Below are 15,018 nucleotides of genomic sequence, written 5' to 3'. Positions count from 1 at the left end.
ACGAACATGATCCGCTCCTCTTCAATGTGTGCGCGGGTCGGCTCCGAAGACAGCGACCGTCGCGCGCGTTGGACAGGAGCGGCCGATGCCCGTGGGACTGCTGGAGGTCGAAGGCACCATCGATGTCAAACAGTTCTGGCCGGAGGGCCGGTCGGACGCCGATACGACGAAGGTGGTGGTGACCATCGCGCCCGACGCGATCCGCTTCCGCAAGAACGATACCGCGCCGTTCCAGCCGACCCGCGTCTTCGGGGGCGCCAAGGTCAGGGGTCGCACGTCGACGCCTCCGATCAAGAACGGCAAGCTCACCATTCGCCTCCAGGGCATCGACGCGCCGGAGCTGCACTATATGCCGTCGCCGCTCTCGGCCGCCGAGAAGAAGGGGCTGACGGATGCCGGGAAGCAGGCCTGGCACGAGGTCACCCACTCCTACCGGCAATTCCTCGGCGCGACCGCGAGCAAGGCGCTGCATGATTTCCTCAGCAGCAGCGGCGAAGTCGCGCTTGCCTGCCGGGTGTTCACCCATGTCGATGCGCCGAACGAGGTGTTCGACACCTATGGCCGGCTGGTCGGCGACATCGAGGTGATGGTCGCGGGCGACAAGGTCGACATCAACCACTGGCTGGTCGCGCAGGGCTTTGCCTATCCGACGTTCTACTCCTCGATGAACGAGGACGAGATCAGGGCTTTTCTTGCGCTGGCCAAGACCGCGCGCGCGAAGAAGCTGCTGGTCTGGAAGCATCTCGCCAAAACCATCGGAGCCTTCGACTTCGACCTGCGCGAGCCCAAGGCGGGCGAGACCGGCGTGCTCGCGACTGACAAGGGCCCGGTGATCCTGCCAAAGCTCTACCGCCGCTACACCAACTGGTCCGCCCGCAAGAAGGCCAAGGTGACGAGCCAGAACTTTCAGAAGTTCCTGGGCGAAGGCTCCGGCGGCAAGCCCGACACCTGCTACGAGACCAGCGACTTCCTGCAAAACGGCGTGCACTCGGCGACGCCGCGGAATTTTGCGGAGTTCGTCGAGGGCGGAAGCAAGATCAAATTTCAGCCGGAGGGGCTGGTGTTCGGGGAAGCGCCGTCGACGCTGGTGGGAGCGGATGGGAAGGCGATCAGGGAATTTTGAGGAGGGCACCGACCGAAATGGTTCGCGCGAAGCCGCGCGGGGCAAGAGCAAAATTGAGTGCACTTCACCGTGGTTAAGGATCGCGGCTTACCTCGGCTCCAGCCGGCGCCAAAAATCGAGAACGGCGGCGACGATCGCCTCGGGGGCGTCCTCCTGGACGAGATGTTTGGCGTCGGCGATCACCGTAAACGACGCTCCCGGAATGCGACGAGCAAGCTCCTCGCCGTCTTTCAGGGGGATGAAATCGTCTTCGGCGCCCCATAGGATGGAGACGGGACACCGTATTTCTCCATACCGTCTTTCCACTTCCTCCGAGTACTTGTCGTCCATCTGCGCGATCTGCCGCCAAAAACCCTTCCGCCCCACTTGGTCCAGCCATGGCTCGAGGTAAACCCGCATGTCCTCCTCGCGCAGGCTGCGCTTCACGGCGGCGCCAATGTAGGCGCGCAGGATCGCCTCGTGAATATAGAGGGGCAAGCCGGCCAACACTTCGGGATGCGCCCTCGCCGCCTGGACCAGCGCCGAACCTTGCGGGCTGATCGCGACCGGATCGATCAGCACGAGGCTGCGGTAGTCGACCCTGTCCAAGAGGTGCGCGCGTAGCGCGGCCGAACCGCCGAAATCATGGGCGACGATGTCGGGCCGTTCGATGCTCCAGTGGTCTAGGAGGGCAGCGAACAGCGTGTTCTGGGCACCATGCAGGACATCGGCGTCCGGCTTGGCCGACTGGCCGTAGCCCAGGAGATCATAGTAGAACACGCGCCGGCGCATAGCGAGCCAAGGCGCGATCCGCCGCCATTCGCGCGAGGAGAACGGCGAGCCGTGCATCACGACGGCCGGCGGTCCTGCACCGATCGCCCCCCAGGCGATCGCCTGTCCTTCGAACGAGAACCGCTCCGGTAGAACCCATTGCGCCGTCATCGCTCCTCCGGATCAATTGGTCATCAAGGTCCTCATCCGCCGAGGCGCGTGACTGCGGCGACGGGCTCTATCGCTCTATCGTCCCCGTTCGCCGGATCTTCTTCTGAAGCAGCATGATTCCGTAAAGCAGCGCCTCGGCGGTCGGAGGGCATCCCGGCACATACACGTCGACCGGGACGATGCGGTCGCATCCGCGAACGACCGAGTACGAGTAATGGTAGTAGCCACCGCCATTGGCGCAGGAGCCCATCGAAATGACGTATCGCGGTTCAGGCATCTGATCGTAGACCCTGCGAAGTGCAGGCGCCATCTTGTTGCAGAGCGTTCCCGATACGATCATGCAGTCCGACTGCCTTGGTGAGGCGCGAGGGGCGCATCCGAAACGTTCGACATCGTAACGAGGCATGGAAACCTGCATCTGTTCGATGGCGCAACATGCCAGCCCGAACGTCATCCACATCAGGGATCCGGATCGCGCCCATGTGATGAGATCATCGAGCCGCGCGACGAAGTGGCCGCGGTCATCGAGACTCTCGTTGACGATGTTCCAGGATGTGGCGCTTGTTTCATTCATCCGAACCTCCGATTCAAGGCAGGGCCTCGTTGCGGCGGCCTGCGCGCACGCCTCGTCCTTCGAGACGGCGCTTACGCGCCTCCTCAGGATGAGGCTCATCAGCGTGAGCGCCCGTTAAAACTGCTGCCGCGCACTCCGTCCTCATCCTGAGGAGCCCGCCTGAAGCGGGCGTCTCGAAGGATGGTCACAGGGAAAGCTCTCAAATGCGATAACCCTCCCATTCAAGGGACGACGCCTGTTGTCTGCTCAACAGGCGTTCGCAGGTGCGGTTGCTATTTTATTTTTCTGCCAGATGCATTTTTCGTGTTCTGCAAGGAGCGCCACGTTGATCGGGTTCCAGACGGACTGCGCCTAACGGGCCAAGACAACGAGCAGTGCCGCCAGGACAACGGCCCCAACCAATCCGGCCAGGAAGATTGTTCGTCTTCTGGGGGCATCTCGGAAGCGACCGACGCGGAGCGCCGCCACATGCACGGCAGCTAGGACTCCGGCAGCCTTTAGAGTCGGGACGGCGGAAGACAATGGGCACCGACCGCCAGCAAGCGGTCACCCGGCTCGGTGAAGTGAGTTGCGTGCTCCGAAGCTGCCCTTTGAAAGCAAGTACCCTGTCAGGCTGCAAGGGCGTCCTGGTTGACTTCACTCTTCGCGAGCGCAGTCAGCATGCGGTCGGCCGCCTTCTCCTCCTCGAGGCTCTCGTGGAGCACGTTCTGGTCCTCTCTGAGATCGAGCTGTCCGGCGAGAGCGGCCGCACTGCCATAGGCCGCAATCTCGTAGTGTTCGAGCTTTTGGGCGGATGCGATCAAGGCGGCGTCGCGCAAATCGTCCTGCCCGACGATCTTCATCATCTTCGCGGTCTCCTCGATCAGGGCCTCCATCGCCTGATCCGTATGCGCAAGCGCGTCTGCATCATGCCTGCGCAGGATTCCACGAAGCCGCTGGGCCTGCTGCATCGTCTCTTGCTGATGCTGCGTCAGTGCATCCCTTAGCGATGGATGCACCGCTATCTCGGCCATTCGCCCCAGCGCGTCGCCGAGTTGGTGCTCCATGCTCACGAGTTCTTGCAGTTCGGCAATGTACATGTCCTTGAAGTTCTCGATCCTCATGATGGCTGCCTGTAGCTTGGATTGACGATTTCGGCTCGGATGCCCCGCTTTGCGGTCAACAGGCTGCTTCGGCAGCCGTTCCTCACCGGCCCCGCGCCTCTGGAAGGAACTCGCCGGTTGCGCCACGGACGGAGGTCTAATTTAGGGGACCATTTCCCTCGATCGGGCGTTAGCATGTCGAAAGGATGGTACCGGCGAGAACCATTTTGGAACCGGACGGCGCCACGACGATCCAGCAGTTACGCCCATGCCGAGAAGCACGCGATCACGGAAACTCAGAAATAGGGCCTCCAAGGCGCTACTCCCACGACATCCTCGGAATGCGCAAAGGCACTATGAACGCTATTTGGAGCTGGCTCGTGCCGAAGCCCTGAGGGGCGACACCGTCGCGGCAGAGAACTATCTTCAGCACGCCGAGCACTATCTGCGGTCAATGCGCGACAATCACGCCGCGGACGCTTCGCGCCGGGAGCTATAGTGACCGCGCTGCTCGATTGGTGACGGGGCAAAGATCACGGTCGCGATGGCCCCAAAACAAAAACGGCCCGCATCATGCGGGCCATTTTCATCTCGGATCCGGTAAAATCCGAATTTGGTTGCGGGGATAGGATTTGAACCTATGACCTTCAGGTTATGAGCCTGACGAGCTACCGGGCTGCTCCACCCCGCGTTAAACTGTTGCTTAGCCCTCGTCGAATGCCGGGGACGGTGGATGAGGGCCGGCGCTGTTCGCGTGGCTTTTCTCTTCCGTCCCAAAGGCTTCCTTGGAAGACAACCCCGGGCCAAAGCCCGTCGGGTGCGGGGCGTATGTATCAAGGCGGGCTGCCTTTGGAAAGGGCTGCGGGGACGTTTTTTTCGACTTTATGACAGGCAGAGGGACCGGATTCCGGTCGATTTGCCGCAGACTTGCCAGAAGTTCCGCAAAGGGCCAGCTTGCGGCAACAAAAGTCGGGGCAAACGCCCTTTGAGGGGAGAGCGCCATGAACCACGGCTTGGATCGTCCCTTGGACCGATCGCTGACGAGCCCCGCGCTGCGGGCGCTGCAGGATGGCTTCCATGCCATGGTCGCGCGGTCGCGGACCGGACCGGCCGCAACGCTCGCCGAGCGGCTCGACCGGCTCGCGCGGCTGCGCGCCGTCGTCGCCGACAATGAAGAACGCTTCCGGCAGGCGATCTCGGCCGATTTCGGCCACCGCTCTTCGGTCGAGACCACCATCGCCGAAGCCATGATGGTCTACAGCGAGATCCGGCATGCGACAAAGCACCTGAAGAGCTGGATGGCGCCGCAGCGCATCGCCACCGCGCTCCAATTCCTGCCGGCGCGCAACCGACTGTTGCCGCAGCCGCTCGGCGTCGTCGGCATCATCGCGCCCTGGAATTATCCGCTCCAGTTGACGCTCGCGCCCGCGATCGGTGCGCTCGCCGCCGGCAACCGCATCATCATCAAGCCGAGCGAACTGGTGCCGCACTTTTCCGCGCTGCTGAAGGAGACGATTGCCGCAAGGTTCGATGCGACCGAGCTGCTGGTCACCGGCGTTGAGGATGAAGTCGCAAAGGCGTTTGCGAGCCTCCCCTTCGATCACCTGGTGTTCACCGGCTCGACCCGGGTCGGGCGGCTGGTCGCGGAAGCCGCGGGGCGCAATCTCACGCCCATCACGCTCGAGCTCGGCGGCAAGTCGCCGGCGATCATCGACGCCTCCGCCGATCTCGATGAGGCGGCCGAGCGCATCGCCTACGGCAAACTGCTCAATGCCGGGCAGACCTGCATCGCGCCGGATTACGTGCTGGTGCCGGAAAATTCCGTGCAGTCCTTCGCCGAGAAGGTGCGCGCGCAGATGCGGCGCATGTTCGGCACCGATCCCGCCAACAGGGACTACACCGCCATCATCTCCGACCGGCATTATGCCCGGCTGGAAGGCCTGGTCGCGGATGCCTCCCAGCGCGGCGCAAAGATCCTGCAACCGGCGCAGGCGGATGATCCCAACTGGAAGGCGCACCGCAAATTCCCGCCGACGCTGATCGTCGGTGCGACGGAAGCGATGGCGGTGATGCAGGAGGAGATTTTTGGGCCTGTGCTGCCGGTGCTGGGCACTCGCGATGCGAACGAGGCGATCGCCTTCGTCAACGCGCGCGACCGGCCGCTCGCGCTGTACTGGTTCGGCAAGGACGGCATTGCCCGCGACGAGGTGCTGGCGCGCACGATCTCCGGCGGCGTGACCGTCAACGACTGCCTGTTTCATTTTGCGCAAATCAACCAGCCGATGGGCGGCGTCGGTGCCTCCGGCACCGGCGTCTATCACGGTGAATGGGGTTTTCGCACGTTCAGCAAGCTGAAGCCGGTGTTTTATCGCTCGAAGTTCAACCGCCTCGCCGATCTCTATCCGCCCTATGGCGGCAAGATCGCGCGGCTGGAGAAGCTGATGCGATTGATGTCGTAGGGGCAGTCGTTCCGGGGCGCGAAGCGAACCCGGAATGACGACCAACAAAAAGACTCTGGGGGGAAACAACATTGACTGACACATTCGATTTCATCGTCGTGGGCGCGGGCTCCGGCGGCTGTACCGTCGCGGGCCGGCTGTCGGAGGATGCGGCCACTTCCGTGGCGCTGCTCGATGCGGGCGGGCGGAACGACAATTGGCGGATCACCACGCCATTCGGGCTCGCTTTGCCATACAGCGCGGCCAACTGGGCGTTCGATACCGTGCCGCAGAAGGGATTGAACGGCCGTATCGGCTATCAACCGCGCGGCAAGGGCCTCGGTGGTTCCTCGGCGATCAACGCGATGGTCTACATCCGCGGCAACAAATGGGACTACGACCACTGGGCCGCGCTCGGCAATTCCGGCTGGTCGTATGCGGACGTGCTGCCCTACTTCAAGGCTTCCGAAAACAACGCCGATTTCGACGGCGAATATCACGGCAAGGGCGGCCCGCTGCACGTCAACAAGCTGCGCTCGGACAATCCGATCCATGACGTCTTCCATCAGGCCGCGCGCGAGGCGCAGTTCCGCATTCGCGAGGACTTCAATGCCGAGGACCATGAAGGACTCGGCAGCTACCAGGTGACGCAGCGCCATGGCGAGCGCTGGAGCGCGGCGCGCGCTTATGTCGATCCCTACATGGACAAGCGCGCGAATCTGCGGGTCGAGACGGCGGCGCAGGCAACGAAGATCCTGTTCGAAGGAGGACGCGCGGTCGGCATCGAATATGTGCAGGGCAGGCAGAAGAAGCAGCTGCGCGCCCGCCGCGAGGTGATCCTCGCCTCCGGCGCCTTCCAGTCACCGCAGCTATTGATGCTGTCGGGCGTCGGCGACGGCGATGCGCTTCGTGAGCACGGCATTGGCGTCGTGCATCACCTGCCGGGCGTCGGGCGCAATCTGCAGGACCATCCGGATTTCGTGTTCGTCTACGCCTCCGACTACCCGCACTTCGTTCACTCGTCGATCGGTCGGCTGCCATCCCTGCTGCGCGCGATCCAGCGGTACCGCAGGGAGCGACGCGGACTGATGACCACCAATTTCGCCGAGTGTGGCGGCTTCCTCAAGACGCAGGCCTACCTCGACGTACCAGACATTCAACTGCACTTCGTCATCGCGATGCTCGACGACCACGGCCGCAAGCGTCACAAGGAGGCGGGCTTCTCATGCCATTTCTGTCTGCTCAGACCGAAGAGCCGCGGCAGCATATGGCTGAAAAGCGCCGATCCGCTCGCAGCACCCATGATCGATCCGAATTTTTTGGGTGAGGCGGAGGATCTCGAGGCGATGGTGGCGGGCTTCAAGACCACGCGCCGGCTGATGGAGACGCCGGCGCTGCGCGCGTTGCAGAAAAGGGACATGTTCACATCCGATGTGAGAACGGACGACGACATCCGCAACGTTCTGCGCGAACGCGTCGATACGGTCTATCATCCCGTCGGCACCTGCAAGATGGGCACGGATGCGATGGCCGTGGTCGATCCGGCGTTGAAGGTACACGGCGTCGAGGGGTTGCGCGTCGTCGACGCCTCGATCATGCCGACGCTGATCGGCGGCAACACCAATGCGCCGACCATCATGATCGGGGAGAAGGCGGCGGATATGATCAGGGGGGAGGTGCGGTAGTGTGAGCCGTTGCGTCATCCTCCACTGTCGTCCCGGACAAGCGTAAGCGCCGATCCGGGACCCATAGCCACAGGGAGAAGTTGTGGCGCGAGATGGCAACTCAGAGTCTTCGCCAAACCACGTCCTGTGGTTATGGGGCCCGGATCGGCGCGCGCTTGAGGCGCGCTTGTCCGGGACGACGGCGGAGTGAAAATCGCTTGTGGAGCAATGCGGCAGCGTTCAATTCAGCAAGAACCCGCCGTCCACCGTCACCACACTCCCCGTCATATACCGCGACGCCTTCGAGGCCAGCAGCAGGATCGCGCCGTCGAGATCGGATTCGGTGCCGATGCGGCGCTGGGGGATGCGTTTGGCGAGGCGCTCGCCCGCCGGCGTCGACCAGAACGCGTGGTTCATCTCGGTGTCGATGTAGCCGGGCGCGAGCGCGTTGATGCGGATGTTCTGCCCCGCGAGCTCCAGCGCCATCGCCCTGGTCGCCTGGATAATGCCGGCCTTGGAGATCGCGTAGGGCGAGACCGCCTTCAAGACGCCGGTGCCGAGCACGGAGGCGATGTTGACGATGTTGCCGTCCTGCTTGCACGCGATCATGCGGCGGGCGATTTCGGTGGCGAGGAAATAGGCGCCCTTCAGATTGGCGCCGATCACGGCATCCCAATCGGCCTCGGTCTGCTCGGTCGCGAGCTTCTCGATGGCGATGCCAGCGTTGTTGATCAGCACCGTGACGGGACCAAGCGCGGCTTCCGCCGCATCGACGGCCCCTGCGATCGAGGCGGTGTCGGTGACGTCGAGCGCGACGGCGGCGGCGCGGCCGCCCTTGCCGCGGATTTCCTGTTCCAGACTCTTCAGCTTGTCCGTTTGCCGCGCCGCCAGCACGACGGCCGCACCATGCGCTGCCAGCACCCGGGCAAACTGCCGCCCCAGCCCCTGGCTCGCGCCCGTGACGAGGATGGTTTCTTTACTGACGTCGAATAGGCCTGACATGACGATGTCCTTGCGCGTGACCCCTGATCTTTTGGAGCCATCAATACAGACGATTTTAGCGATCTGAAACCGGAATGATCGGTTCAGCGTTCAATCGTTCCATCGAGGCAGGGTTGTGTTCATGAACAGTTTCGATCTCGCCGTCTATGCCGCGCTCGCCGTCGCGGTGGGCCTCGGTTTCAGGACCGGCCTGCTCCGCAGCGCCATGACCATCCTCGCCTATCTGCTCGCCGCGCCGATCGCGGTCGCGCTGATGCCGCTGATCGCGCCGCAGATCGCAGGCAATCCGAATTCGCCGCTGCTGCAGAACTGGATCTGGTTCTTCGGCATCTTCGTCGTCGTCGGCATGCTGCTCGGCCATATCGGCCGCGTCGCGCTGAACGACACCATCGGCGAGGCCGGCATCGGCGACCGGCTCGGCGGCGCCGCGCTCGGCGCCGTCAGGGTCGGCCTCGTCGCCACCACGCTGGTGCTGGTGTTCGACCGGATCGTGCCGGCGAACCACCAGCCGCCATTCCTCGCCGGCTCGCATCTGCGGCCGTTGTTCTCCACGGTCGGCCAGATGGGCTTCAAGTCACTGCCGCCGGAGGCCGCGTCCGTGATCGACCGCCTCAAGCAGGAGCGGCGCATCTGAGCGCGATACGATCGCGCTTTGTTGTTTGGGCATGATCTTTTCGGAAAACCGCTACACACTTTTCGCTAACGCGCCCTTCGGGTCCGGATCATGCCTGCACATTTGCATCGCAGCGCCGGCGCGCATGCATTTTGGTGCGAGCCCGTCTCTTATCAGCGGCGTCACATTTGGCTAGAGTGCGGCCCATCCAAAACCTGCCTGCTATTTTCGGGAGTGAAACAGTGGATCTTGGGATCAAAGGTCGCCGCGCCATCGTCTGCGCATCCAGCAAGGGCCTCGGGCGCGCCTGCGCCATCTCGCTGGCCGAAGCCGGCGTTGACGTCACGCTGACCGCGCGCGGCGCCGAAGCTTTGAAGAAGACCGCCGACGACATCCGCAAGGCCTATCCCGGCGTGAAGGTCACTGAGATCGTCGGCGACATCACGACGCCTGCGGGGCGCGAAGCCGTGCTGAAGGCCTGCCCCGATCCCGATATCCTGATCAACAATGCCGGCGGCCCGCCGCCCGGCGATTTCCGCAACTGGACCCGCGACGACTGGATCAAGGCGATCGACGCCAACATGCTGACCCCGATCGAGCTGATCAAGGCGACCGTGGACGGCATGATGGCGCGCAAGTTCGGCCGCATCGTCAACATCACCTCGGCCGCGGTGAAGGCCCCGATCGACATCCTCGGCCTCTCCAACGGCGCGCGCGCCGGCCTCACCGGCTTCATCGCCGGCCTGTCGCGCAAGACGGTGATCAACAACGTCACCATCAACGGCCTGTTGCCGGGCCCGTTCGAGACCGACCGCCTGACCGGCACCGCGAAGGCCGAGGCCGACAAGCGCGGCACGACACCCGAGCAGATCCTGGCCGAGCGCGCCAAGCTCAACCCGGCGGGGCGCTTCGGCCAGCCCGACGAGTTCGGCTATGCCTGCGCGTTCCTCTGCGGCGCCAAGGCGGGCTTCATCACCGGGCAGAACATTCTGCTCGACGGCGGCGCCTTCCCGGGCACACTCTGAGGCTTCTGCCTCTCCCCGCTCTTGTGGGCAGGGCTATCGCATCTGAGAAGCATGGCGGGACAGCTCGCCCGCAACCCATCCTTCGAGACGCCCGCCTGCGGCGGGCCCTCAGGATGAGGGCGGAGTGCGCGGCAGCAATTCCAGCGAGCGCCGATGCTGCTTAGCCTCATCCTGAGGAGACCGCGGAGCGGTCGTCTCGAAGGACGAGGCGTGCGGTGAAGTGTCGCCGAAAGTCATATGCGATAGCCGTCGCTCTCGCGGGGAGAGGCAAGTTCAATCACCGCTGCTTCGTCGGCTCGTCCTCGTCCCGCTCGCTGGGATCGGAGGAATCGGCGGTGAGGCGCTCGTCGGTCCAGTCGATGCCGAAGGCATCGAGACCATCGGCGAGCAGATCGCCCAGCATCGGCTCGCCGAGCAGATAGTGCACGGTCTCCCGCCGAGGGTTGCGATATTCACCGCGCGCCTCCACGGCGCGGGCACGCAGATCGTCCCAGTCGTCGATCGTGCCGTCGCCACGGCCGAGCCAGGTCAGCGCGACGAGATCGACCTGCTCGTCCTCGTTCAGGGCAACGATGAAGCCGCCGAGCTCGCGGCCGACGGGATCGGAGCCGTCATCCTCGAGCACATCGACCGCATCGTCATCGCTCGGATTCGATCCCGAATCGGGATCGGCATCGCCTTCCTTGACGTCGAATTCGCGCGCCTTCTCGATGATGAAGGCAACTTTCTCGGCGGAAATTGCAAGCTCTGGCATGGCAGCCCTCTTTTGGCGTCGCTTTCTCTTGGGTTCCCGCGATAACGCCGCATCGCAGCAGGTGATCCATTGCGCTTGACGGCGGAAAGTGTGCATGTTTCCGCGCCAAAGCAAGAACATGGGGGTGCGCCGCATGCAATGGAAGATCGGCAGGGTCAAGGTCACCAAGGTGGTGGAATTGGAGACGGTCGGCTCGACCCGCTTCATCCTGCCGCTGGCGACCAATGATGAAATCTGCAAGCTGCCCTGGCTGATCCCGCATTTCGCCACCGACGAAGGCCGGCTGAAGATGTCGATCCATTCGCTGGTGGTGGAAACGCCGACGCGCCGCATCGTGGTCGACACCGGCCTTGGCAACGACAAGCAGGGCCGCAGCGTCCCGACCTGGAACAACCGCACCACGCCTTTCCTGCAGACTATGGAAGCGGCAGGCTTTCCGCCCGACAGCATCGACACCGTGCTGTGCACACATCTCCACGTCGACCATGTCGGCTGGAATACGAAGCTGATCGATGGCAAATGGGTGCCGACCTTCCCGAAGGCGCGTTACGTCTTCGGCCGCACCGAATACGAGCACTGGCGCGACCATTCCATCGAGCCGGACAAGGCCGCCGTGTTTGGTGATTCCGTGCAGCCGATCATGGATGCGGACCGGGCCGATCTGATCCCGAGCGACCATCAGCTCTGCGAGGGGATCAGCATGATCCCAACCCCGGGCCACAGCCCCGGCCATATGAGCATCCTGATCAAATCTGACGGCGAGCAGGGCCTGCTCACCGGCGACGTCGCCCATCATCCCTGCCAGATGGCGAATCTCGGCTGGTCCTCGACTGCGGATTCGGACCAGGCGCAATCGGCGGCGACGAGGGCAGCGCTGTTCGGCCGCTTTGCCGACACGGAGACGCTGGTGATCGGCGGGCATTTTTCGGCCGGGCATATCAGGCGCGACGGGGACGCGTTCAGGTTTGTGGCGCTGGAATCGCGGGGTTCGTAGGGTGGGATTAGACCTGCGGCTGCGCGCAGCGCAGTCCGCTGGGCGTAACCCACCACGGTCTATCCTCCTCGGAAAGAAAAGAGGTGGGTTACGCCCGGACTGCGCTTCGCGCAGCCGCGCGCTAACCCACCCTACAAAGGAAGGGCTGCAATGCGGCCCGTTTTGAGCGGTTGAATTTCCCGCCGCCCTGTTCCATGAAGCTGTTAACCGATCGGTCCAATCTCCAGGGAGAAACGAGAATGAAGCTTGTTCGTTATGGCGAAAAGGGTGCGGAAAAACCCGGCCTTATCGACAAATCCGGCCAGTTGCGCGACCTGTCGGCGCATGTGAAGGACCTCACGGGCGAGGCCTATTCGCCGGAGTCCCTGAAGAAGCTCGCGGCGCTCGACCCCGCCTCGCTGCCCGCCGTCTCCGGCAAGCCGCGGTTCGGCGCGCCGGTCACCGGCATCTCGAAATTCATCGCCATCGGCCTCAATTACAGCGATCACGCCAAGGAAACCGGCGCTGCGATCCCGACCGAGCCGATCATCTTCATGAAGGCTAACACCTCGCTCTCCGGCCCGAACGATGCGGTCGAGAAGCCGCGCGGCTCGACCAAGCTCGACTGGGAGGTCGAGATTGCCGCCATCATCGGCACCCGGGCGAAGTACGTTTCGGAAGCCGACGCGCTGAACTACGTCGCCGGCTATTGCGTCTGCAACGACGTCTCCGAGCGCGCCTTCCAGATCGAGCGCCTGGGCCAGTGGACCAAGGGCAAGTCGCATGACACCTTCGGCCCGGTCGGACCATGGCTCGCGACCAAGGACGAGATCAAGGACGTGCAGAACCTGTCGATGTGGCTCGACGTCAACGGCCAGCGCCGCCAGACCGGCTCGACCAAGACCATGATCTTCTCCATGGCCAAGTGCGTCTCCTATGTCTCGCAGTTCATGACGCTGCTGCCCGGCGACATCATCACCACCGGCACCCCGCCCGGCGTCGGCCTCGGCATGAAGCCGCCGACCTTCCTCAATGTCGGCGACGTCGTGACACTCGGCATCGAGGGCCTCGGCGAGCAGCGCCAGGAGATCATCGCGGCGTAAGACCTCCGCCCTCTCCCCGTCATTGCGAGGAGCAAAGCGACGAAGCAATCCAGACTATTTCCGCGGAGACAGACTGGATTGCTTCGCTTCGCTCGCAATGACGAAAACCAATTGCCGGCCAGCCCGTAGGACATTTTCCGATGAAGCTCACCTTCTCCCCCGCCTCGCCCTTCGCCCGCAAGGTGCGCATTGCAGCGATCGAGCTCGGGCTGATCGACAAGATCGAGCTGACGCCTGCGACCGTCGCGCCGGGCACGGCCAACGAGGATTATTCGCGCATCACGCCGCTGAAGAAGCTGCCGGTGCTGATCACCAATGACGGCGACGTCATTCTGGATTCCTACGTCATCGTCGAATATCTCAACGAGATGGCCGGCGGCAGCCTGATCCCGGATTACGGCCCGCGGCGCTGGAAGGCCAAGACCAATCACTCCCTGATCAACGGCATGCTCGATTCCATGCTGCTATGCCGTTACGAGAAGATGGTGCGGCCGCAGGGCCTGCAATGGCAGGCGTGGTCGGACGATCACTGGAACCGGGCCTGGACCGGCATGGCGCGCTTCGAGAACATGCCCGACGTGCTGAACGGCCCGTTCGACATCTCGCAGATCGGCCTCGTTTGCGTGCTCGGCTATGCCGATTTCCGCTTCGCCGATTGCGGCTGGCGCAAGGCCTATCCGAAGCTCGACGCGTTCCACCAGAAGATGCTGGAGCGGCCCTCGGTCAAGATCTCGGTGCCGCCAGCCGCATAACAGCGGGAGTTCTCATGAGCCTGAAGTTTTCAGTCGGCGATCTCACGATCCATCGCATCATCGAGCAGGAAACCTCGTTCGTGCCGGCGCTGGAGATGCTGCCGGGCCTCACGCCCGAAGTGCTGGCCGAGAACCGGGCTTGGATGCGCGAGGCGAAGGCGCTGGACGAGCAGGACGTGTTGCTGCTGTGCTTCCAGTCCTACGTGGTGAAGACGCCGCACCACACCATCCTGGTCGACAGCTGCATCGGCAACGACAAGCCGCGGCCGCGACCGAAATGGAACATGAAGACCGACGACACCTATTTGCGCGGACTCAACGCCGCGGGGTTTTCGGTCGACGACATCGACTTCGTGATGTGTACCCATCTGCGTGTCGATCACGTCGGCTGGAATACGCGGCTGGAGAACGGCCGCTGGGTGCCGACCTTCCCCAACGCGCGCTACGTCTTCGCCAAACAGGAATTCGATCACTGGTCCGCGCAGAATGCGAAGGCGGAAGTGCCGCCCTTTGCCGACAGCGTGCTGCCGGTGGTCGAGGCTAACAGGCACGAGCTCGTCGGCAACGACCACCAGATCGGCGATCACGTTCGTATCCTGCCGACGCCGGGCCACACGCCAGGCCATATCGCCGTCACGATGGGGCGCGGCAAGGACGACGCCGTGTTCTCCGGCGACCTCATGCATTCGCCGCTGCAGACGCTCTATCCGGAGCTGTCGATCAAGTTCGACGCCGACCCGGCCAAGGCGGCAACGACGCGCCGCAGTTTTCTGGAGCGCTATTGCGACACCGACACGCTGTGCTGCACCGCGCATTTTCCGTCACCGTCGGTGGGGAAGATCAAGCGCAAGGGCAACGGGTTCGTCTGCGCTGCGGTTTAGCGAGATGCCGTAGGGTGGGTTAGCACGGCGGCTGCGCAAAGCGCAGTCGCAAGGCGTAACCCACCGCTTCTGCCTCCGCGGAGATTAAAGTGGTGGGTTAGACTAGCCGGGCG

General features: G+C 63.6%; 15 protein-coding genes and 1 tRNA gene. 10 read left to right on the top strand and 6 right to left on the bottom strand.

The genetic code is table 11. From position 1 onward, the window contains the following. The first annotated feature begins 85 nt into the window (after positions 1 to 85). Positions 86 to 1,123, top strand: a complete 1,038-nt coding sequence (locus GGD63_RS35495; protein ID WP_183249266.1) for a thermonuclease family protein — start codon at positions 86 to 88, stop codon at positions 1,121 to 1,123. 87 nt (positions 1,124 to 1,210) lie between these two features. On the opposite strand, the gene GGD63_RS35490 is transcribed toward GGD63_RS35495, so the two are convergent. The 3 genes from GGD63_RS35490 to GGD63_RS35480 form a co-directional block, all read right to left on the bottom strand. Beyond that, positions 1,211 to 2,044: an alpha/beta fold hydrolase gene (locus GGD63_RS35490; RefSeq protein WP_183249264.1), complete on the bottom strand. Its 834-nt coding sequence runs from the start codon at positions 2,042 to 2,044 to the stop codon at positions 1,211 to 1,213. A gap of 67 nt (positions 2,045 to 2,111) precedes the next feature. Continuing rightward, complete coding sequence (locus tag GGD63_RS35485) at positions 2,112 to 2,717, bottom strand: NADH-quinone oxidoreductase subunit B family protein (protein ID WP_312013482.1); 606 nt, start codon at positions 2,715 to 2,717, stop codon at positions 2,112 to 2,114. Between the two features lie 509 nt (positions 2,718 to 3,226). Further along, positions 3,227 to 3,847, bottom strand: coding sequence for a DUF892 family protein (locus tag GGD63_RS35480; RefSeq protein WP_312013481.1), 621 nt, complete (start codon positions 3,845 to 3,847; stop codon positions 3,227 to 3,229). A 121-nt stretch (positions 3,848 to 3,968) separates the two neighbouring features. On the opposite strand from GGD63_RS35480, the gene GGD63_RS35475 reads away from it, so the two are divergent. Next, the gene (locus GGD63_RS35475; protein ID WP_183249262.1) at positions 3,969 to 4,199 is read left to right on the top strand and encodes a DUF4167 domain-containing protein; all 231 of its coding nucleotides are present in this window, start codon (positions 3,969 to 3,971) and stop codon (positions 4,197 to 4,199) included. Positions 4,200 to 4,314: 115 nt separating this feature from the next. Here GGD63_RS35475 and GGD63_RS35470 read toward each other — a convergent pair. Next, positions 4,315 to 4,391 (bottom strand) — tRNA-Met (locus tag GGD63_RS35470). Between the two features lie 310 nt (positions 4,392 to 4,701). On the opposite strand from GGD63_RS35470, the gene GGD63_RS35465 reads away from it, so the two are divergent. Together GGD63_RS35465 and GGD63_RS35460 are read left to right on the top strand one after the other, a co-directional pair. Further along, the gene (locus GGD63_RS35465) at positions 4,702 to 6,159 is read left to right on the top strand and encodes a coniferyl aldehyde dehydrogenase (RefSeq protein WP_183249260.1); all 1,458 of its coding nucleotides are present in this window, start codon (positions 4,702 to 4,704) and stop codon (positions 6,157 to 6,159) included. 71 nt (positions 6,160 to 6,230) lie between these two features. Continuing rightward, complete coding sequence (locus GGD63_RS35460; RefSeq protein ID WP_183249258.1) at positions 6,231 to 7,823, top strand: GMC family oxidoreductase; 1,593 nt, start codon at positions 6,231 to 6,233, stop codon at positions 7,821 to 7,823. Positions 7,824 to 8,042: 219 nt separating this feature from the next. Here the strand turns inward: GGD63_RS35460 and GGD63_RS35455 are convergent, their stop codons facing one another. Continuing rightward, a complete protein-coding gene (locus tag GGD63_RS35455) occupies positions 8,043 to 8,804 on the bottom strand; it encodes an SDR family oxidoreductase (protein WP_183249257.1) in 762 nt (253 codons plus the stop codon). A gap of 121 nt (positions 8,805 to 8,925) precedes the next feature. Between GGD63_RS35455 and GGD63_RS35450 the strand changes: the two genes are divergently transcribed. Then, positions 8,926 to 9,438: a CvpA family protein gene (locus GGD63_RS35450; RefSeq protein WP_183249255.1), complete on the top strand. Its 513-nt coding sequence runs from the start codon at positions 8,926 to 8,928 to the stop codon at positions 9,436 to 9,438. Positions 9,439 to 9,659: 221 nt separating this feature from the next. Further along, on the top strand, positions 9,660 to 10,442 hold the full coding sequence (locus GGD63_RS35445) for an SDR family oxidoreductase (protein WP_080133341.1): 783 nt from the start codon (positions 9,660 to 9,662) through the stop codon (positions 10,440 to 10,442). A 277-nt stretch (positions 10,443 to 10,719) separates the two neighbouring features. Here GGD63_RS35445 and GGD63_RS35440 read toward each other — a convergent pair whose 3' ends face one another. Continuing rightward, the gene (locus GGD63_RS35440) at positions 10,720 to 11,196 is read right to left on the bottom strand and encodes a DUF3775 domain-containing protein (protein ID WP_183249253.1); all 477 of its coding nucleotides are present in this window, start codon (positions 11,194 to 11,196) and stop codon (positions 10,720 to 10,722) included. A 133-nt stretch (positions 11,197 to 11,329) separates the two neighbouring features. Here GGD63_RS35440 and GGD63_RS35435 point away from each other — a divergent pair, with 133 nt between their 5' ends. The 4 genes from GGD63_RS35435 to GGD63_RS35420 all read left to right on the top strand — a co-directional run bounded on the left by GGD63_RS35435 (position 11,330) and on the right by GGD63_RS35420 (position 14,905). Further along, on the top strand, positions 11,330 to 12,190 hold the full coding sequence (locus GGD63_RS35435) for an MBL fold metallo-hydrolase (RefSeq protein WP_183249334.1): 861 nt from the start codon (positions 11,330 to 11,332) through the stop codon (positions 12,188 to 12,190). A gap of 239 nt (positions 12,191 to 12,429) precedes the next feature. After that, complete coding sequence (locus GGD63_RS35430; RefSeq protein WP_183249251.1) at positions 12,430 to 13,272, top strand: fumarylacetoacetate hydrolase family protein; 843 nt, start codon at positions 12,430 to 12,432, stop codon at positions 13,270 to 13,272. 140 nt (positions 13,273 to 13,412) lie between these two features. Next, entirely contained in the window at positions 13,413 to 14,024 is a 612-nt protein-coding gene (locus GGD63_RS35425; protein ID WP_080133344.1) for a glutathione S-transferase family protein, read from the top strand. 14 nt (positions 14,025 to 14,038) lie between these two features. Then, entirely contained in the window at positions 14,039 to 14,905 is an 867-nt protein-coding gene (locus GGD63_RS35420) for an MBL fold metallo-hydrolase (protein ID WP_183249249.1), read from the top strand. Positions 14,906 to 15,018: the final 113 nt, after the last annotated feature.

It is taken from the genome of Bradyrhizobium sp. cir1 (assembly GCF_014198245.1).
In the GTDB taxonomy this organism is placed as follows: Bacteria; Pseudomonadota; Alphaproteobacteria; order Rhizobiales; family Xanthobacteraceae; genus Bradyrhizobium.
This window is presented reverse-complemented; position numbering and strand designations above follow the sequence as displayed.